11 protein-coding genes are annotated in these 18,436 nt (G+C 71.4%); 3 read left to right on the plus strand and 8 right to left on the minus strand.

The features are described from left to right. Nucleotides 1-38 precede the first annotated feature (38 nt). Both ACZ49J_RS13675 and ACZ49J_RS13680 read right to left on the minus strand, forming a co-directional pair. On the minus strand, nucleotides 39-1,040 hold the full coding sequence (locus tag ACZ49J_RS13675) for a glycoside hydrolase family 43 protein (RefSeq protein ID WP_467448273.1): 1,002 nt from the start codon (nucleotides 1,038-1,040) through the stop codon (nucleotides 39-41). Nucleotides 1,041-1,122: 82 nt separating this feature from the next. Beyond that, nucleotides 1,123-2,184 (minus strand): helix-turn-helix domain-containing protein, encoded by a 1,062-nt coding sequence (locus tag ACZ49J_RS13680; protein ID WP_467447821.1) that lies wholly within the window; start codon nucleotides 2,182-2,184, stop codon nucleotides 1,123-1,125. A gap of 543 nt (nucleotides 2,185-2,727) precedes the next feature. On the opposite strand from ACZ49J_RS13680, the gene ACZ49J_RS13685 reads away from it, so the two are divergent. Beyond that, nucleotides 2,728-4,566, plus strand: coding sequence for an ABC transporter ATP-binding protein (locus ACZ49J_RS13685; protein ID WP_467447822.1), 1,839 nt, complete (start codon nucleotides 2,728-2,730; stop codon nucleotides 4,564-4,566). 61 nt (nucleotides 4,567-4,627) lie between these two features. Here the strand turns inward: ACZ49J_RS13685 and ACZ49J_RS13690 are convergent, their stop codons facing one another. Genes ACZ49J_RS13690 through ACZ49J_RS13710 form a run of 5 tightly spaced genes read right to left on the minus strand, consistent with a single transcriptional unit; the run spans nucleotide 4,628 to nucleotide 12,147 of the window. After that, complete coding sequence (locus ACZ49J_RS13690) at nucleotides 4,628-7,306, minus strand: discoidin domain-containing protein (protein WP_467447823.1); 2,679 nt, start codon at nucleotides 7,304-7,306, stop codon at nucleotides 4,628-4,630. Next, entirely contained in the window at nucleotides 7,303-9,042 is a 1,740-nt protein-coding gene (locus tag ACZ49J_RS13695) for a DUF2264 domain-containing protein (RefSeq protein WP_467447824.1), read from the minus strand. Before ACZ49J_RS13695 ends, ACZ49J_RS13690 begins: the two co-directional genes overlap by 4 nt. Beyond that, entirely contained in the window at nucleotides 9,042-9,908 is an 867-nt protein-coding gene (locus ACZ49J_RS13700) for a carbohydrate ABC transporter permease (protein WP_467447825.1), read from the minus strand. The genes ACZ49J_RS13695 and ACZ49J_RS13700 overlap by 1 nt, the downstream gene beginning before the upstream one ends. Nucleotides 9,909-9,916: 8 nt before the next feature. Further along, nucleotides 9,917-10,852 (minus strand): carbohydrate ABC transporter permease, encoded by a 936-nt coding sequence (locus tag ACZ49J_RS13705; RefSeq protein WP_467447827.1) that lies wholly within the window; start codon nucleotides 10,850-10,852, stop codon nucleotides 9,917-9,919. Next, entirely contained in the window at nucleotides 10,849-12,147 is a 1,299-nt protein-coding gene (locus tag ACZ49J_RS13710; RefSeq protein WP_467447828.1) for an extracellular solute-binding protein, read from the minus strand. Before ACZ49J_RS13710 ends, ACZ49J_RS13705 begins: the two co-directional genes overlap by 4 nt. An 83-nt stretch (nucleotides 12,148-12,230) precedes the next feature. Between ACZ49J_RS13710 and ACZ49J_RS13715 the strand changes: the two genes are divergently transcribed. After that, the gene (locus tag ACZ49J_RS13715) at nucleotides 12,231-13,292 is read left to right on the plus strand and encodes a LacI family DNA-binding transcriptional regulator (RefSeq protein ID WP_467447829.1); all 1,062 of its coding nucleotides are present in this window, start codon (nucleotides 12,231-12,233) and stop codon (nucleotides 13,290-13,292) included. A 95-nt stretch (nucleotides 13,293-13,387) separates the two neighbouring features. Continuing rightward, nucleotides 13,388-16,255: a glycosyl hydrolase family 95 catalytic domain-containing protein gene (locus ACZ49J_RS13720; RefSeq protein WP_467447831.1), complete on the plus strand. Its 2,868-nt coding sequence runs from the start codon at nucleotides 13,388-13,390 to the stop codon at nucleotides 16,253-16,255. Between the two features lie 116 nt (nucleotides 16,256-16,371). On the opposite strand, the gene ACZ49J_RS13725 is transcribed toward ACZ49J_RS13720, so the two are convergent. After that, the gene (locus ACZ49J_RS13725; RefSeq protein WP_467447833.1) at nucleotides 16,372-18,411 is read right to left on the minus strand and encodes a SpoIIE family protein phosphatase; all 2,040 of its coding nucleotides are present in this window, start codon (nucleotides 18,409-18,411) and stop codon (nucleotides 16,372-16,374) included. Between the last annotated feature and the right edge of the window lie 25 nt (nucleotides 18,412-18,436).

Consider the following 18,436-nt stretch of genomic DNA (forward strand, 5'->3'; position numbering starts at 1 on the left):
GGAGGGAGGCGAGAGCGGCGGGATGGCCCAGGGGCGCGTCATCCGCCGCCGTCGAGGTCGGCGCGTCGGCGGAGCACCCGCAGCTCGTGGCCGAGGAGCTCCATCTCGTACAGCTTCCCCCGGGCGTTCTCGAAGGGGCGGTGGAGGATCATCATCAGCCGGCCCTCGAAGGTGTGGAACAGCATGCCGTGACCGCTGTCGTCCCGGACCAGGGGCCGCCGCTGCTGCCAGGGCCCCGTGATGTCGCCGGACGGTGAGACGGCGTAGGTCTGCACATAGCCACCGCCGAGGGTGCCGTCCGGGCGGACCACGTTCTTCTCGTACGTCGACCACAGCATGAGCAGGGACCCGTCGGGGGCGGGGTACAGCTGAGGGCCGTCGGTGACGTAGGGCGGGAGCTGGTGCGGTACCCCGCCGGGGATCTTCTCGCTGAGCCAGGGCGCGTCGGAGGCCTTGAACAGCAGGATGGGGGCGCCGACGGTCTCCGACAGGTCGGCGGAGAGCCGGATCGCTTCCATGGTCCCGTCGATGGTCTGCAGCCACTCGTGCGCGTACACCATCCAGGGCTGCCCGGACGGGTCGACGTAGAATGTGCCGTCGAGGGTCATGAGGTTCTCGGGCGGGGTGGGGCGTGAGGGGTCGACGACGGTGAAGGGACCCAGCAGCGAGTCGGACACGGCCGTGATCGTGCCCCGCATGTGGGTGGCAGTCGGGAACGGCGTGCCCCACGGGCCGGGAGGCGGTACCGGCAGCGGTCTGCGCTCGTCGTGCAGTGTGGTGAACAGGTAGTACCTGCCGTCCCGTTCGTGCACCTCCGGGGCCCAGCCGCCGTCCGTCGCCCAGATTCCCCGCTGCTCGGCCGCCAGGAAGACCACGACGGGCGGCGTCCAGTCGAGCAGGTCCTGGCTGCGGTAGACCATCGTGCCGGTGCCGTCCACGCCCGACACCGACGGGTCGTTGGACGTGTAGAGGAAGTAGGTGCGGGTCCTCTGGTCGGCGACGACGAAGGGATCGTGCAGCGGCATTCCGGGCAGCCGCATCAACTCGGTGTCAGCCACGGTCGAAGAATACGTTGACCGGACGCCGGCGAGAGCCGGCGCCGTGGGCCCTGCGGTGCGTCGGTCAGCGGTCGTCGTCCGGGGCGGGTGAGGCGGGCGGAACACCGCCGACCGAGGGGCGGCGGGAGCGGTAGGTCTCCCTGTACGCGGCGGGGGACATGCCCAGCTGGCGGCGGAAGTGGCCGCGCAGGGCGACGGGTGAGCGGAAGCCGCAGCGTCCGGCGACCTCGTCCACCGAGTAGTCCGACGTCTCCAGCAGGCGCTGCGCCTGCAGAACGCGCTGGGTGATCAGCCACTGCAGGGGAGCGCTCCCCGTGAGCGAGCGGAAGCGGCGGTCGAAGGTACGGCGGGACATGTACGCGCGCGCCGCGAGGGTCTCCACGTCGAACTGCTCGTGGAGGTGCTCCAGCGCCCAGGCGACGACCTCGGCGAGCGGGTCGGCGCCGATCTCCTCCGGTAAAGACCGGTCGAGGTAGCGCTCCTGGCCGCCACTGCGGCGCGGCGGGACCACCAGACGCCGGGCGAGCGCCCCGGCCGCCTCGTTGCCGTGGTCCGTGCGCACGATGTGCAGACACAGGTCGATGCCCGCGGCCGTGCCGGCGCTGGTGAGGACGTCTCCGTCGTCCACGAACAGCTCACGCGGGTCGACATGCACCGACGGGTAGCGCTTGGCCAGCGTCGGCGCGTACATCCAGTGGGTGGTGGCCGGCCGCCCGTCCAGCAGCCCGGCGGCCGCCAGGGCGAACGCGCCGGTGCCCAGTCCGACGATGCGGGCGCCCTCCTCGTGCGCCCGGCGCAAGGCGTCGAGCGCCTCCTCCGGTGGCGGCGAGGTGATCGAGCGCCAGGCCGGCACGACGACGGTGCCCGCCCGCGAGATCGCCTCCAGCCCGTTCGGCGCGGTGAGTTCCAGGCCCCCCGTGGTCCGCAGCGGGCCCTCCTCCCCGGCGCACACCAGCAGTCGGTAGCGCGGCACTCCGGCGTCCTGGCGGTCAATCCCGAACACCGAGAGCGGTATGGAACTCTCGAAGACGGGGCTGCCGCTGAACAGCAGCACCGCGACGGTCTCCCTGCGGCGTCGCACGTGCTTCACCGGTGTGGTGGCACCGGTCGCGGCGAACTCCGTCAACGCCCCTGCCCTCTTTCCCCCCAGCCGGGTTCTCCTCAGCCCACGGAGGGAGGAGAACCCGCAGGAGGACGCGGTCAACTCTGATCCGCCGAGCCGCAGTTGAGATTGTATTCAAGGCCCTGTGCGCGTCGGCCGCCACCCCGCGCGCACCGTGGACCGTGCGGCGGCCACCCGAGACGTTCGCCGGTCCCTGCAGGCTCTTCGCCGGCGGAGCGGCCCCGAGCCGAAATGGCGCGTGATGATGCACCCATTCACAAATCAGTCATCGGGAGGGCTATTTCGCGATATCCCTGGTGCGTTCGGGATATTGTTCCAGCGGCCACGTCAATTCGACTTGATCGAACGTATGTTTAGAGGGTCTTGTGTGCCTCGGAATCCCCGCGCCACACCGAGCGCCAGGGCTGTGATCGGGGAAAACGTCCGTCAGTGAAGCCTCACGTGTGGCTGAGAAAAACACTTGGACTTCGCGGGTGCCGGCGCGGGAAACTGCGATTCCCCGCGTTCCCCGTGGCGGGGCCCGCCACACAACACCACAGGGTTGGGATGGGATCTCCTGAATCGCGTGACGCATCGCCGAGCAGGGGCTCGGTAGTCCTCGCACTTCGTTACTACGGACGGGAACTGGCCCGGCTGAGGTGGCTGACGGTTCCCGCGATGCTGCTTCCGGCGCTGGGCAACATCGGCATCTACTACGTCGCGCCGCTGGTCGTCGCGAAGCTCGTCGGCCACATCGCCGACGACACCGGCGTCGGCGTCGGGTCGGCCCTGCCGTACGTCCTCGGCTTCGCCGGCGTCCTGCTGCTCGCGGAGGCGCTGTGGCGGATCGGCCTGCACTGCCTGAACCGTCTCGGCGCACTCGGCATCGAGCGGTTGTACGTGATCGGCATGGACGAACTGTTCGCCAAGGACGCCGCGTTCTTCCACGACAACTTCGCCGGTTCGCTGACCAAGCGGGTCCTGAGCTTCGCCTCCCGCTTCGAACTCTTCATCGACACACTGACGTTCTCCGTCGTCGGGAACTTCGTGCCGCTGCTGTTCGGGGCGGTGGTGCTGTGGCGCTACGAACCGCTGCTCGTCGTCGGGCTCCTGGTGATGATCGCCGTGACGGGGTGGTGCGTGGTGCCCCTCATCCGTCGCCGCCAGGCACTCGTCAACCGGCGGGAGGAAGCGATCGCCCGGGTGTCGGGGCACGTCGCCGACAGCCTGACGAACATGGACACGGTCCGGGCGTTCGCCGCCGAGGAACGTGAGGCCGCCGAGCACCGCTCACGTGTCGCGGAGTCACGGCGGCTCACCCTGCGGTCGTGGGACTACGGCAACCTGCGCATCGACACGCTGGTCGCGCCGCTGTCCGTGCTGACCAACGTGCTGGGCCTGCTGCTCGCGGTCACCCTCGGCGGGCACGGCGTGGAGACCGTCGTGGTCGCCTTCACGTACTACACCAGCGCCACACGGATCATGTTCGAGTTCAACCAGATCTACCGCCGTCTGGAGAGCGCGATGACGGAGGCCGCGCAGTTCACCGAACTGCTGAAATCGCCGCCGACCGTGCTCGACCCGGTGTCACCGGAGCCGCTGCGGCCCCGCGCCGCCGATGTCCGCTTCGAGCAGGTGACCTTCGCCCACGCGGGCTCGGAACCGCTGTTCAGGGGACTCGACCTGGCCGTGCCCAGCGGGGCGAAGATCGGTCTCGTCGGCCGGTCCGGCGGGGGCAAGACCACGCTGTCCCGGCTGCTGCTGCGGATGACGGACATCGACGCCGGCCGGATCCTGATCGGAGGCCAGGACATCAGCAGGCTGCGCCAGGCCGACCTGCGCAGCCTCATCGCGTACGTGCCGCAGGACCCGGCGATGTTCCACCGCACGCTGCGGGACAACATCGCGTTCGCCCGCCCCGGCGCCACCGACGCCGAGATCCGCCGGGCCGCCGAGGCCGCGCACGTCACGGAGTTCGCCGACGCGCTGCCGCACGGCTTCGACACCATGGTGGGCGAGCGCGGCGTCAAGCTGTCCGGCGGGCAGCGCCAGCGGGTCGCCCTCGCCCGTGCGATCCTCCGCGACGCGCCGATCCTGCTGCTCGACGAGGCGACCAGCGCCCTGGACTCCGAGAGCGAACTCCTCGTCCAGGAAGCCCTGTGGCGGCTCATGGAGGGGCGGACGGCACTGGTGGTGGCGCACCGGCTGAGCACGGTCGCCACCATGGACCAGCTCGTCGTCCTCGACCGGGGACGGATCATCGAGCAGGGCACGCACCAGGAACTGCTCGCCGTGGACGGCGCGTACGCGAAGCTGTGGCAGCACCAGTCGGGAGGCTTCCTCGACGACAGCCCCACCGTCGCCCGCCCCCGCGACGTCAGTCCGGCGCAGGCCGACCTGCACTGAGCGCGAAGCCGGGCGGCAGTCCCCGTACTGCCGCCCGGCCCGTCCCGCGGGCCGACGCCGATCAGGGCCGGATCGTCAGCCAGTCCACCGCCGCGACCTGTCGCCCCCCGGCGGCCACCACGTAGAGGTCATGGCTGCCGGACACCTCTCGCTTCAGCCGGACCGACTGCTCGCGCCAGTCGCTGTCCCCCCGGACGGGCACGACCGCGAGCAGCGGTCCGTCCGGTGCGTCCAGGCGCAGCTGGAGCGAACAGGATCGCGCGCAGGCGGACTTGGAACGCACGGTCAGCCGGTCCCCGGCGAGGTTGACCTCGCGGAAGCCCACCGCGTCCCCGGAGCCGAGCACCCCGGTGGCGGCCGTGCCACGCTTCACGCCCCGTACGACCGTGGCCCGCTCGGCCTGGAGCGTGGTGGCGGCGTCGGGGCCGTCACCGTACAGGCGCAGGTCGTTGACGACCCAGGGGTTCGGCCCGCTCGCGGTGAGCGTGATCCTCAGGTACCGGGCCGTGGTCTGCCGGGGGAACACCGCGTCCTGGGTGAAGGAGCGGCCCGAGACCCGGGCGAGTGGCTCGCCCCAGCGCGTGCCGTCGCGGCTGACCGCGACGGAGAACCCGTACGGCTGGCCGTTGGTGTCACGCCCGGCGTCGAGCGAGAGCCTGCTGAAGGTCTTGGCCTCCCCCAGGTCGACGGTCAGGTACTGACCCGGCGACTGCTTGTTCGCCGCAGTCCAGCGGGTGTTGATGTCCCCGTCGGCGACGGCGGAGGCGTCCGTGCCGTCGCTCGCGGTCGCCGTCCAGGTACCGTGCCGTACCCGCTGCTGACATCCGGGCAGGTCGCAGCCCGTCGACCAGATCGGCGCGCCGTACTCGTACGCGCCCTGGTCGGGTGCCGCCCCCCGGACGTCGGTCGTGATGCCGTCGATCGTCTCGCCGGCGTCGATGGCGGGGGAGCCGGCCGTCAGCCACAGTTCGCCGTTCACGGCGTCGGTGTAGCCGGGTTGCTCGCTGATCAGGTTGGAGCGGACCACCGGCAGCGGGTCACCGGTCTGGCTGACGCTGATCGGCTTCGGACCGATGATGTTGCTGAAGTACGAGCCGGAGGCGTCCGTCGCGCCGCTCAGCCGCACCGAGTTCTCACTGATGCCCACGCCGTAGCTGGAGTTGTGGTCCTCGTTGGCGATGCTCGGTCCGGTGTGGCCGTTGAAGAAGGTGCCCCGGGCGCCGGTGTTCCAGGCGACGTTGTGGTGCAGTCTGAAGTACCCGGAGTAGTTGTCGACGTAGAAGCCGACCTGGCCGTCCGCGTCGTGCGAGGTGTTGTGGTCGATGGAGGTACCGGTGCCGTTCAGGCTGCAGCACACGTAGAAGGGGGAACCGTCGCGCGAGGTGCGCATGGCCTCGGACATGTCGTTGTAGGCGATGCGGTTGTCGCGGAACTCCGGGCCGTTGAGCTGCCAGGCCGTGTCGATGGACGCCCTCCCCGTGCGCCGGATCGTGTTGTGGGTGACCGTGTGGCCGCTGCCGTTGACCTCGATGCCGGGGGTGTAGCTGCCCATCCAGCCGACGTCGTGGATGTAGTTGTTGGAGACGGTGTTGCCGCTGCCGCGCAGCAGGACGCCGTTCCCGGCGGACCGGGAGAGCTCGCTGTTCTTCAGGGTGTTGCCGGTGCCGCGGATCTGCACGCCCGAGTCGAGGATCCGGGAGGCGACGATGTGCCCCTCGAAGGGCGGGATCGCCAGATCACTGTCCGGCGGCATGGGCAGGGTCGAGAACTCCGAGATGTACGTGGCGCGCAGCCGGTCGACCGTGACTCCCGTGCTGTCGTCGCCCGTTCGCAGAGACGTGCCCCACAGGTTCAGTCCGCGCACGGTGACGTACGAGCTCCTGCTCAGGTCGACGCCCCAGAGCCGGTGCTTGGCGGACACGGCGTGTCCGGCGATGCCGTCCTTCGGCGGGACCATGTACAACCGGCGTGCGGTCTCGTCGTAGTACCACTCGCCCGGCTGGTCCAGGGCGGCCCTGGAACCGACGAGGTAGTAGTTGCGGTAGTTCTGGTTGCCCATGCACAGCGGCGGGCAGCGGTAGTTGCCGCCCTTGAAGTCCAGCTTGCCGGGGGCCGTGGCGGTGACCGTGCCGGTCTGCTGGGCCCACGGGTTGGAACCGGCCCACAGGTGCACGGTCGCGCCGGTCCAGTCGGCGTCGGGCAGGTCGGTGTCGTCGATGTGCTGGTCGGTGGAGGTGGTCTCGGCCTCGGCCCAGGTGGTGTTCAGCGGATCGGGGCCGGTGTTGGGCCAACGGCCCTCCGACGCGCGGTCGTCGTCAAGGAACACCGCGTTGAAGTCCGGGTTCAGGGGGAGGTCGGTGTCGGCGGCGACCAGCCCGTCGCCGGCGTCCTTCCAGCCGGTCACCGGCTCGGTCCCGTCGACGGTCACCGGGCCGTCGCCGTACGCGGCGATCGTGATCGGGGCGTCCTTCGTGCCGGACGGCGGGTTCACCTGCTCGCGGTAGGTGCCTCGGTGGATCAGACAGGTGTCGCCGGGACGCACCCGGGAGAGGCAGCCGCCGATGGTGCGCAGGGGGCTCGCCTCGCTGCCGGACGCGCGGTCGCCGCCCGAGGGGGACACGTGGTAGGTGCGGCCCGGGTTCGCCGGGCCCGCGGCCTGCGCCTGGCCCTGGACGGGGAGGGCCAGCAGGGCCGCCACAGCGGCCAGTACCGACAGGTGCCTGCGTCTGATGTCTCTCATGTACCGCCTCCAGTCGTCGTCGGGGGTCGCCGCCAGTGCGCCGTGGTCTTCCGGCCGCCCGGAGCGCCCAGCACCGCGCACCTCAACCAGTGCTCTCCGGGCGGGAGTTGCCCGGTGAGCGTGGGCAGCGCCGTACGCCGCGCGAGCACGTTCGTGCCGGGAAGGCAGTCGATGACCTCGCCCTCGCGCAGGCCGTCGAGGTCCCGCAGGCCGCTGAACCCGGCCCGGCCCGACACACGGGCGTACCCCGTCCCGGCCGACCGCTCCATGCTCATGTCCCGGCCCACGCCCGCGTCGCGGTCCACGGCGAAGGCGCCCTCCGCCGTGTGCAGCGCGCGCCCGGTCCGCACGCGGTGCGTGCGCAGATGCCACGGCGGGGCCGCCGTCAGCCAGGTGGTGATCTCCACGTCCGGCCAGGGCCGCCAGACGCAGCGAACCGTGTCGCCCCGGGTCGTTGGGTCGGCGGGCTCCTCGCGCACCCGGTAGTGCGCCCCGCCGTCGTCGCTGAGGGCCAGCATCGAGTCGTACGCGCCCTGCGTGAGCCCCAGCGTGCCGCCCGGGAGGCTGAAGCCGAAGCGGGACGAGTACGCGAACTTCGCGTACTTCTCCGCTCCGTGCCGCACCCAGGCATGGTGCTGCCGCCCGGAGAGCAGGGTGACGTCGCCGGAGGCCCGCATCAGCACCGCGCCCGCGTGCGGCTGGGCGCTGACAGCGGGCACCGGGGGAGCCGGCTCCTCGGGCGTGGTCCAGAACGGGTGGTCGTCCGCCAGCGCGAGCGGCAGGAACGCCTTCAGCGACCAGTACGGGGAGCCGGGCGCGTTGTACTGCTCGGCGAGCGCGGGCTGCGGATAGGCGTACCCGATGGACAGCACCCCGTCGGGGCCGGTCACCGGTCGCCCCTCCCACCAGCGCAGATGCCGCAGCAGATATCCCTTGACCACGCCCCACGGCAGCGCGTCCACCCCGGCGAAGGGCAGGGCACCCCAGAAGGCGGCCTGTGCCCAGCGGTAGGTGAGGCTGCGGCCGTAGGGGACGGCGGCGCCGTCGTCCGCGAACCAGTGCCGGAAGTCGAGGGCGAAGCGGGCCGCGCGCTCCTTGAAACGGTCGCCACCCATGAGTGAGTCGTGGAGCAGCCCGTAGAAGTGCATCGCCCACGCCACGTAGTAGTCGCGCCGCTCGGTGGGGCCATCGGAGTACCAGCCGTCGCCGCGCCAGAACGTCTCCAGGCGTGCCAGCCGGGCGGCGACCAGGGAGCGGTCGTACGGCACGCCCACCCGGTCGAGGCCGAGACCGATCAGCACCGGGAAGAAGTGCCAGTTGTTGTCGGCGGTCTGGCGGGGGAGGGCGCTGAGCAACCACCGGGCGAGCCTGTCCCGTTCAGGGCCGGTCAGCGGGTCCCACCACTGCTCGGGGGCGAGCGCCAGCGCGAAGCCGATCGCCGCCATCTCGACGATGCGCTGGTCGCGGTCGCGGGGCTCGCCCCAGTACTCGGGGTGGGCGGGGTCGCTGCCGTGGGCGAGACCCCGCAGCCACAACTCGGCGTGCGGTACGGCCCCCTTGCCGGCCGCGAGCGGGGCCAGACCCCACAACGGGCGGGCGAACGCCTCCAGTTCGGCTGCCGTGTCGTCGTGGATCGCGGTGTTCACGCCGAGCCGTACGCGGGCCCGGCCAGGGCTGAAGTACGGGACCACGGGCGCCACCAAGTCCCGTACTCGTGCCTGGAGTCCGGCGCGCATCAGCCTTTCTCCGCCCCGGCCGGCAGCCCGGTGCGCAGGAAGCGCTGGGCGAGGACGAAACCGAGCATCAGCGGCGCGCACGCCACGAGCCCGGCCAGGGCCGCCTCCGGCTGGTGGATGTCCAGGTCGGCGAAGCCGCTGGAGTTGTTGACCGCGCCGGTGGACTGCAGCAGGCTCATCAGCCCGAGCTGGAGGGTGAAGGTGCGGTCGTCGGAGAGCATCACGAAGGGCAGGAAGAAGTCGGTCCAGCAGCGTACGAAGCCGAAGAAGGCGATCAGCGCGATCGCGGGCCGGGCCAGCGGGAGTCCCACCGACCAGAACAGCCTGAGTTCGCCCGCGCCGTCGACGCGGGCGGCGTCCAGCAGACTGTCGGGCAGATTGGCCTGGAAGTGCAGGAAGGCGAGGTAGACGCCGAACGGGTAGAAGGACAGCGGCAGGATCACCGACCAGACCGTGCCCGCGAGGTTCAGCGCCGACATCTCCAGGTAGAGGGGCAGGACCAGCGCGGCCGGCGGCAGGATCATCGTCACGATCGACAGCGTGAGCAGGGCCCGTCGTCCCGCGAAGTCGTGCTTGGCGAGCACATAGCCCGCGGGCACGCACAGCAGCAGGGCGAGGGTGACGCTCGCCGCCGCGTAGATGACGGAGTTGCCGATCCACAGGGTGATCTCTCCGTCGTTGTACGACATCAGGTGCGACCAGGCGTCGCCGACCCGGCCGAGGGAGCCGAAACCGAGCGGTGAGCCGGTCGTCAGGTCGTCGGCCGTGCGGGTGGGCGCGAGCAGCAGCCAGAGCAGGGGCAGTCCGAAGAAGGCGGCGGCACCGAGCAGAAAGAGGGCACGTGCCCCGCGGGACAGAGCGGTCATCGCCTCACTCACCTGGTGTCCGTGGCGTACATACGGGTGCGGGTGATCACGACCCACGCGGCCAGCAGCCCGACCGCGAGCATGGCCAGCGACAGCGCGGCGGCCTTGCCGAAGTCGCCGTCCTGGGTGGCGTAGACGTAGGCGAGCTGGTTGACCGACCAGGTGGGGCTGATCTGGCCGGGCGCGCCCGTGGACAGCACGGTGGGCTCGACGAAGACCTGACTGCCGGAGGCGAAGCTGGAGATCAGCACGAAGGCGACGTACGTACGGACCATCGGCAGCTTGACGTGCCACATGGTCCGCCAGGCCGAGGCGCCGTCGACCCGCGCCGCCTCCAGGACGTCTTTCGGGAGCGCGGTGAGCGCCCCGTACAGGACGACGATCCAGCCGCCCGCGTGCACCGCGACACCCATCACGGCGAGGACGGCCACCAGGCTGGAGCCGGAGAGAGCGTCCGTGGCGGTCTTCACGTCCAGCAGCCTCAGCAGCGGTCCGAACGGGCTGCCGTCCGGGCTCACCATGAACAGCCAGAGCAGCGCCGCCGCCGAGCCGGTGACCGCGCCCGGCAGGTAGTAGACGAGCTGCAGCGCGCCGGTCGCCCCGCCCGGTCGTGCGTGCAGGGTGAAGGCGAGCGACAGCACGGTCAGCAGCAGGACCGGCAGCCACAGCAGGAGGTACGTGGTGACGTTCCCGGCCGCTTCCCCGAGCCGGTAGTCGTCGAAGACGGCCGTCCAGTTGCGCAGGCCGGCGAACGAGCCGTCGTGGACGAAGGACGTCCACAGGGCGTAGCCGGCGGGCGCGATGCCGAACACCGCGAGGAACAAGGCGTACGGGCCGACGAGGAGCCACGCGGCGGCGGTGCGCCCCCGGCGCCTCACGCGCCGGGGTGCGGCCGGGGACACGGTCTCCACCGCGGGCGGGCGGGTCGGCGTCAGCGTCCTCATCCGACCGTGTACTCACTGGTCCTGGCCGCCGCGTCCAGCTTGTCCTGCCAACTCGCCAGCGCCTCGCGGAGGTCGCCGCCGGAGTCGGCCGCCTTGCCGACGGTGTCGTTGAAGCTCGCCTGCCAGTCGGCCTCGAAGCGTACGGCGCCGAAGCCGGGGCGCAGGGCGTTCGCCGCGGCCGTCAGGGCGGGCATCGGGTCGGAGGCGTAGTACGGGTCCTTCGCCTTGGCCTCGCCCCACTTCTGGGCCGCCGCCGTGAACGCCGGGTAGGTGGGCTGCTTGGCCTGCAGGGCGACGTCGGTGGTCATCCAGCGCACCAGGTCCACCGCCTCCTCGGTGCGGTCGCCGGCGTGTGCCGAGACGAGGAACGCGCCGCCACCGACCTGTCCCGCGTACGGCTTGGTCTCACCGGGCCAGGTGGGCATGGGGGCCGCGGCCATCCTGCCCTTGGGGATCTTGAAGGCGGGCCCGAACATGAAGTCGCCGAACCAGGCGGGGCCCGGCAGCATCAGGATCTTGTTGTCCTTGCCCAGCTTGGCGAAGGCGGGGTCGGTGGGTACGACGGTGGTCACGGCCTTGGCCCTGGCCATCGGCTGGAGCAGGTCCGCGACCCGGGTGCAGCTCTGCTGGGTGAGGTCGACGCGGACCTCGGTGAGACTCAGCGTGTCCCGGGTGGGGCAGCCGCTGCTGCCGAAGTAGGTCCCGGCGCCGTACTTGCCGTTGATGGCGCCGACGATGGTGCCGGGGTGGTCCTTGGCCGCCTTCAGCCCGGCCCGCTGGTACCCGGCCCAGGTCTTCGGGACCTGGTAGCCGTACTCCTTCATCAGCGAGGCGTCGTACCAGAGCACGGTGGGGGCGATGTCGTTGCGCAGGCAGTACGTCTTCCCGCTGAACGTGCAGGTGTCGAGGGAGCCGGGCGCGAAGCCGTCGCGGACGGACTTCGGGACGAGGTCGTCGAGCGGGGCCGCGTAGCCGAACTTCCCGCTCGCGAGCGTCGCCGCCTCGGCGGGGTTGGTCAGGAAGACGACGTCGGGCCAGCCGCTCTTGGCACGGTTGGCGAGCGAGACCTTGGTGGGGACGTAGCCCGCCTCGGGCGGGATCGTGACGATACGGATCTTCAGGTCCGGGTGTGCCTTCTTGTACTCCTGGGCCGCGGGTGTCCGGGTGTTGTCCACCCAGACCAGCAACTCGCCCTTGCCGTCGCCCGACTGGCCGCTGCTGCCACCGGTCCCTCCGCAGGCGGAGAGCACCAGAGCGGCGACGGCGGCCAGGGAAGTGGCGCGCCATCTCTTCATCGAGACCACCTCTACTCCCGGGAGCTTGGTTGCGATAGTTTTCGCAATTCGCGACCGCCCCGGAAACGTAGGAGATTCATCCGATGACGTCAACGGTTCGGACAGGATCCGGCCCAGGGAGGCGGCGGACTCTGGCCGAAATCGCCGAACAGGCTGGGGTTTCGGTCTCCACCGTCTCCAAGGTGCTGCACGACAGATCCGATGTATCGGCAGAGACGCGGGCGAAGGTGCAGCGCCTGCTCGAACAGCACGGCTATCTGGCGAAACACCGGCCCACGGCCACGGCGGCGCAGCCCGGCGGGCTGATCGACTTCGTCATCAACGAACTGGACAGCCCCTGGGCCGTGGAACTGATCCGCGGTGCGGAGGACGTGCTGCACGACGCGAACATGGGACTGGTCGTCTCGGCCACGCACGGCAGGACCAGGCGGGCCCGGCAGTGGCTGGACTCGCTGGCCACCCGGTCCACACGCGGCGCCATCCTCGTCGTCCCCGAGCTGACGCCGGAACAGCACGAGGAGCTGGGCCGGCTCGGCATCCCGTACGCGCTGGTGGCGCCGATCGACGAGCCCGCGCCCGGCACGCCGTGGGTGGGCGCGACCAACTGGCCCGGTGGGCTGGCCGCCACCCGCCACCTCATCGAGCTGGGCCACCGCCGGATCGCGATCATCAGCGGCCCGGAGCGCCGGCTCACCTCACGGGCCCGGGTCGACGGGTACCGCTCGGCGCTGGCGGAGGCGGGGCTCCCCTTCGACCCGGCGCTGGTGCGCTACGGCGACTTCACGCACAACCCCGCGCACCGGCACGCACTGGAGCTGCTGGCGCTGCCCGAGCGGCCCACCGCGATCTTCGCGGGCAGTGACCACCAGGCGCTGGGCACCTACCGGGCCGCCGCCGAACTCGGGCTGCGGATCCCGGACGACGTGAGCGTGGTCGGGTTCGACGACCTGCCGTTCGCCGACTGGGTGACCCCCCGGCTGACGACCGTCCGCACCCCACTGGCCGACATGACCGCGCTCGCGGCCCGGATGGTGCTGCGGCTGCTGTCCGGGGAGCGGCCGGAGACGACCCGGGTGGAGGTGGCGACGGAGCTGGTGGTGCGGGAGAGCAGTGGACCGCCGAGTCGCGCGCCTGTCATCGGATGAATCTCTGTTTCAGTCAGCCATGTTGACGCATCATTGGTTGCTTTCTACCCTCCCGACTAGCCGTGTCATCGGATCAATGGGACGGGAGATCGGTGATGGGAGTCAGCAGAAGGGGTTTCCTGGGGCGCGTCGCGGCGAGCGCCGCCGGAGCGACGGCCGGACTGGGCGCTGTCGAACCGGCCGCGGCCCAACAGGCCTCCACCACCGGCCCCGTGGCCCTCACCGGCATGCGGACCGATCGTGAGTGGCGGGACTTCCTCGCCGGACAGGACCTCCGCTGGAGGCGACTGCCGCGCGCCTGGTACGAGGGCCCGTTCCTCGGCAACGGACTGCTCGGCTCGCTCGTCTACCGGGAACCCGGCGCGAACGCCCTGCGCTTCACCGTCCACCACAGTGAAGTGCAGGACCACCGGCCGGAGTTCGGCCACAACTGGGGCGCGGCACGCCTCCCGGTGGGCAATCTCCTCCTGCGCCCCGTCGGCGCCATCACGGGTGCCGACCTCCGCCTGGATCTGTGGAACGCCGAGGTCAACGGCACGGTCACCACGGACAAGGGCACCATCGAGCTGCGCGCCCTGGTCCACAACGACCGGACGCTGCTGCTCGTCACCGCGACGGCGAGCGCGGGTGAGCGGGAATTCCGCTGGGAGTTCGTCCCCTCGCCGGCCGTCAGCCCGCGCATCGTCCGGGAGGACCCTCCGGCCGGCCTGAAGCCCAACCCCGATCCGGTGACCACGCGGGAGGCGGACGGCACGGCCGTCGTCGTCCAGTCACTGGTCGCGGGCGGCCAGACCGCCACGGCCTACCGGGAACGCGCGGTCGGCGACGACCGCGTGTACGTCCTGGCCGTCGCCCACTCCCACCCCGGCACCGACGCGGAGGGCCGGGCCAGGACGACCGTGCGCAAGGCGTCCAAGCTGCCCGTCTCCAGCCTGCTGCGCACCCACCGCGACTGGTGGCACCGCTTCTACCGCAAGAGCTTCCTGTCCGTCCCCGACCAGATGCTGCAGAGCTTCTACTGGATCCAGCTCTACAAACTCGCCTCCGCGGCCCGCGAACACGCGCCCGTCATGGCGACCACGGGCCCCTGGCTGGAGCCCACCCCCTGGCCCGCCGTGTGGTGGAACCTCAACGTCCAGCTGGAGTACTGGGCGGTGCACGGCTCCAACCACCTGGAGCTGGACGCCGTCCCGCGCACCCTCGCCGAGAACACCGACACCCTGATCGGCGCCCTGCGCCCCGAGTACCGGTCCGACTCGGCGGGCGTACGACGCGCCACCGACGCCGGCTGCGAGACCAGCGGCACGGTCGCCGTCCCGGGTGTCGGCAGCACCCCGGAGGTCGGCAACCTGCCCTGGGCGCTGCACAACGTGTGGCTGACCTACCGCCACACCATGGACCGGGGCGTCCTCGAAGACGTCCTCTACCCGCTCCTGCGCCGGACCACCACCTACTACCTGCACTTCCTGTACGAGGGCGAGGACGGGCGCCTGCACCTGCCGACGACGTATTCACCCGAGTACGGCAGCGCCCCCGACTGCAACTACGACCTGGCGCTGCTGCGCTGGAGCTGCGCGACCCTCCTGGAGACCGTCGGCCGGCTCGGCGTACGGGACGACCTGGCGCCCAAGTGGCGCGAGGTGCTGGACAAGCTGACCGACTACCCGGTGGACGAGAACGGCTTCATGATCGGAGCCGGGGTCCCCTTCGCCAAGTCCCACCGCCACTACTCGCACATGCTCTCCGTCTACCCCCTCTACCTCGTCAACTGGGAGCAGCCCGAGCACCGCGACCTGATCGAGAAGTCGCTGAACCACTGGATCGGCTTCGAGGGCGCCCTGCGCGGCTACAGCTTCACCGGGGCCGCATCGATCACCGCGCAGATGGGCCGGGGCGACGACTCCCTGACGTATCTGAGGGAGCTGGTCGACCGGTTCGTCCAGCCCAACACCATGTACTACGAGGCCGGTCCCGTCATCGAGACACCCCTGTCCGCCGCGCAGAGCCTCCACGACATGCTGTGCCAGAGCTGGGGCGACACGATCCGCGTCTTCCCGGCCGTCCCCGGCGCCTGGCGCGACGTCACCCTGCACGACTTCCGCACCCAGGGCGCCTTCCTGGTCAGCGCCGTCCGCCGGGGCGGCGCCACCCGCTGGGTCCGGGTGCGCAGCCTCGCCGGGGAGCCGTGCCGGATACGCCACTCCCTGCGCGGGCGGCTCACGGTCACCGGAGTCGGCGGCCCGGCCCCCGCCTGGCGGGATCTGGGCGACGGCGTGATCGAACTGGACCTGCCCCGGGACACGGAGGCGGTGATCCACCCAGCCGGCGCACGCCCCGACCTGCGGATCGCCCCGGTGAAGGTGACCGTGCCCGCCGACCCGTGGGGCCTGCCGGAACCGCCGCAGAGCGGAACCGTCACCCAGGTCGACCTGACGGGCGTCTTCGACAACGACGGCATCACCACCGAGATGTACTACGGCGACGGGGACTTCGACGGCGCCGGCCGCACGTACCCCATGGCCCAGCTCCCGCAGACCGGGGAGACGACGGACAACGGCATCGCCTTCCTCTTCACCAACGGCAGCGAGGGAACCGACAACAACGTCGTGGCGGCCGGGCAGGAGATCACCGTCCCCCAGGGCGCGTACGCGAAGCTGCACGTGCTCGGCGCGGGAGACACGGCGGCCGCGACCGTCCCGGCGGTGGTCCGGTACGCGGACGGAACCAGCGGCACCGCACCGTTCACCCTCACCAACTGGCTCGCGTCCGGCCCGGAGAACGGCGAGAGCGAGGCGGTGACCACCAGCCAGATCCACACCCGGACCGGGCCGGTGGCCACCAAGGCGGCCGTCTTCCACCAGGTGGTCCCACTCGACCCGGGCAAGCAGCTCAGCGCCATCACGCTGACCGCGCCCGAAGGGGCGGCGAGGGCGCATGTGTTCGCTCTCTCGCTGGAGCAGTAGGGAGATCAGCTCCAAGGACCTCACCTGTGTGGCCGTCACCTGCACGGACAGCATCTGGACGAGCAACATGCGGAACTGTGACCTCCGCCATGGTCGGGGAGGGCCGCCGTGCCCTCTCAGGGCCGGGCCGGCGTGTCGGGAAGGCGTACCAGCTGGGCCAGGAGCAGTGCCACGTCGTCCCGTTCTGTCTCCGGTTCGACACGGCTCAGCAGGCCGTCGCAGGCCGCCTCCAACGAGGGGTACGGCTGGGCCAGTTGTGAGCGGAGGCGCTCCAGTCCCTCGCCGATGTCCTCGCCGCGGGCCTCGACGAGGCCGTCGGTGTAGAGGGCGAGCACCGAGCCGTCCGCGACGTCGAACTCCACTTCCTCGAACGTCACGCCGCCGACGCCGAGCGGGGCCCCGGACGGCATGTCGATCAGCCGGACGGTGCGGGCGCCGTCCTCCTCGGGTTCCGGTTCGACGAGCAGTGGCGGCACATGCCCCGCCCGTGCGATGACGCAGCGCCGGAGCGAGGGGTCGTACACGGCGTAGGCGCAGGTGGCGACGAGGGCCTCGTCCGGGTCGTGGCTCAGGTCGGTGGCGATGTCGTCGACGCGCTGCAGGAGCCTGGCCGGCGGGAGGTCGAGGACGGAAAGGGTGCGTACGGCGGTGCGCAGCAGCCCCATCGTGGCGGCGGCGCGCAGCCCGTGGCCGGTGACGTCGCCGATGATCAGGGCCACCCGGCCCCCGGCGAGCCGGGTGACGTCGAACCAGTCGCCGCCGGCCTCGTTGCCCGCGCCGGCGGGGACGTACCGGAACGCGATGCGCACCCCGGGCGGTTCGGGGACGCGCTGGGGCAGCAGGGCGCGCTGCAGCATGAGCGCGCCCTCGCGCTCGCGTGCGTAGAGCCGGGCGTTGTCCAGTGAGGTGCCGGCGCGGTCGGCCAGCCTCATGGCGAAGGCGAGGTCGTCCTCGTCGAACGGCGGGCTGTCGTCGGCCCGGTAGACCATCAGCAGGCCGAGCACGACGCCGCCGGCGCGCAGGGGAAGCAGCATCATCGAGTGCGCGCCCCGGTCCAGGGCGGCCCGGGTCGTCGGATCGCCCGGGCAGGTGGCCGACCGCAACCGCTCCGAGCGGAGGAGTTGGGGGTCGCCGGTGCGCAGGGCCTCGCCGGCGGCCGAGTGCTCCGCGAAGCTCACCGGCTGGCCGGTCCGCAGCACGCGTTCGACCAGGGCGTCGCGCTGTGTGCAGGCGACGCCCAACTGGACCAGGGGGGTGCGCCGGGTGGGCGAGTGGCGGGGGAGCTCGCCCTGGGTGACCACGGATTCGAGCAGGACGACACCGGCGTAGTCGCTGAACGCGGGGACCAGGGTGTCGGCCAGACGCTCGGCGATCCCGGGCATGTCGAGCAGGTCGGCGACGCGCGATCCGAGGTCGTTGAGCAGGGTGAGGCGAGCGCGGACGATCTCGTTCTGCCGGGCGATCCGGCAGCGTTCCGTGACGTCCATGACGGTGCAGCCGATGCCGATCACCCGGTGGTCCGCGTCCTCCAGGCGGCTGCAGGACACGGAGCGGAACCCCTGCCCCTCCGGCCCCGGCAGGGTCATGTCCAGCACGGGCCGACCGGTGACGAGCACCTGCCGCTGCAACTCCACGAGCCTGCGGCCGACGGGCCCGGTGATCACCTCGTCCACGGTACGGCCCAGATGGTTCCGCAGCGGACGGTGGTCGAGCCGGGCGAGTGCCTCGTTGGCCCGGATGCACCTGAGGTCCTTGTCGAAGATGGCGACGCCCAGCGGTGACGACGCGAAGAGCGACTCCAGCGCGGTCGGGCAGAGCTTCCCCGGGCACGGCGGGCTCTCCCCGGCGAGCGACGCGTGGACGAACGCCCCGCCGTCACCGTCGACGAGAAGGGACGCCTGGACGTGCAGGCGGACGGCGTGGCCGTCGCGGTGGAGCAGGGGCAGGGCGCCGAACCAGTTCTCGGAGCCCAGCAGCTTGGCGAGGAGGTCCTCGGGCGCCTCCGCGCCGCTGCCGCCGGTGTCCATGAGACGGTCGAAGCGACGCCCCAGTACGTCCTCGCCCGTCCAGCCCAGCAGGTCCTCGACCGACCGGCTCCACAGAGTGACGTGGCCGGTGCCGTTCAGGACGACGACCATGGCGGTCGATACGGGCACGCGGGGCTCCTGCGCGCCGCGGTGA

Source organism: Streptomyces sp. NPDC030840 (assembly GCF_055572015.1).

Bases quoted from the DNA above. Each gene is read 5' to 3' on its own strand.
- ACZ49J_RS13690 (WP_467447823.1), bottom strand. From the start codon at position 7,306: ATGAGAGACATCAGACGCAGGCACCTGTCGGTACTGGCCGCTGTGGCG.
- ACZ49J_RS13675 (WP_467448273.1), bottom strand. From the start codon at position 1,040: ATGCGGCTGCCCGGAATGCCGCTGCACGATCCCTTCGTCGTCGCCGAC.
- ACZ49J_RS13705 (WP_467447827.1), bottom strand. From the start codon at position 10,852: ATGAGGACGCTGACGCCGACCCGCCCGCCCGCGGTGGAGACCGTGTCC.
- ACZ49J_RS13710 (WP_467447828.1), bottom strand. From the start codon at position 12,147: ATGAAGAGATGGCGCGCCACTTCCCTGGCCGCCGTCGCCGCTCTGGTG.
- ACZ49J_RS13685 (WP_467447822.1), top strand. From the start codon at position 2,728: ATGGGATCTCCTGAATCGCGTGACGCATCGCCGAGCAGGGGCTCGGTA.
- ACZ49J_RS13720 (WP_467447831.1), top strand. From the start codon at position 13,388: ATGGGAGTCAGCAGAAGGGGTTTCCTGGGGCGCGTCGCGGCGAGCGCC.
- ACZ49J_RS13695 (WP_467447824.1), bottom strand. From the start codon at position 9,042: ATGCGCGCCGGACTCCAGGCACGAGTACGGGACTTGGTGGCGCCCGTG.
- ACZ49J_RS13715 (WP_467447829.1), top strand. From the start codon at position 12,231: ATGACGTCAACGGTTCGGACAGGATCCGGCCCAGGGAGGCGGCGGACT.
- ACZ49J_RS13700 (WP_467447825.1), bottom strand. From the start codon at position 9,908: ATGACCGCTCTGTCCCGCGGGGCACGTGCCCTCTTTCTGCTCGGTGCC.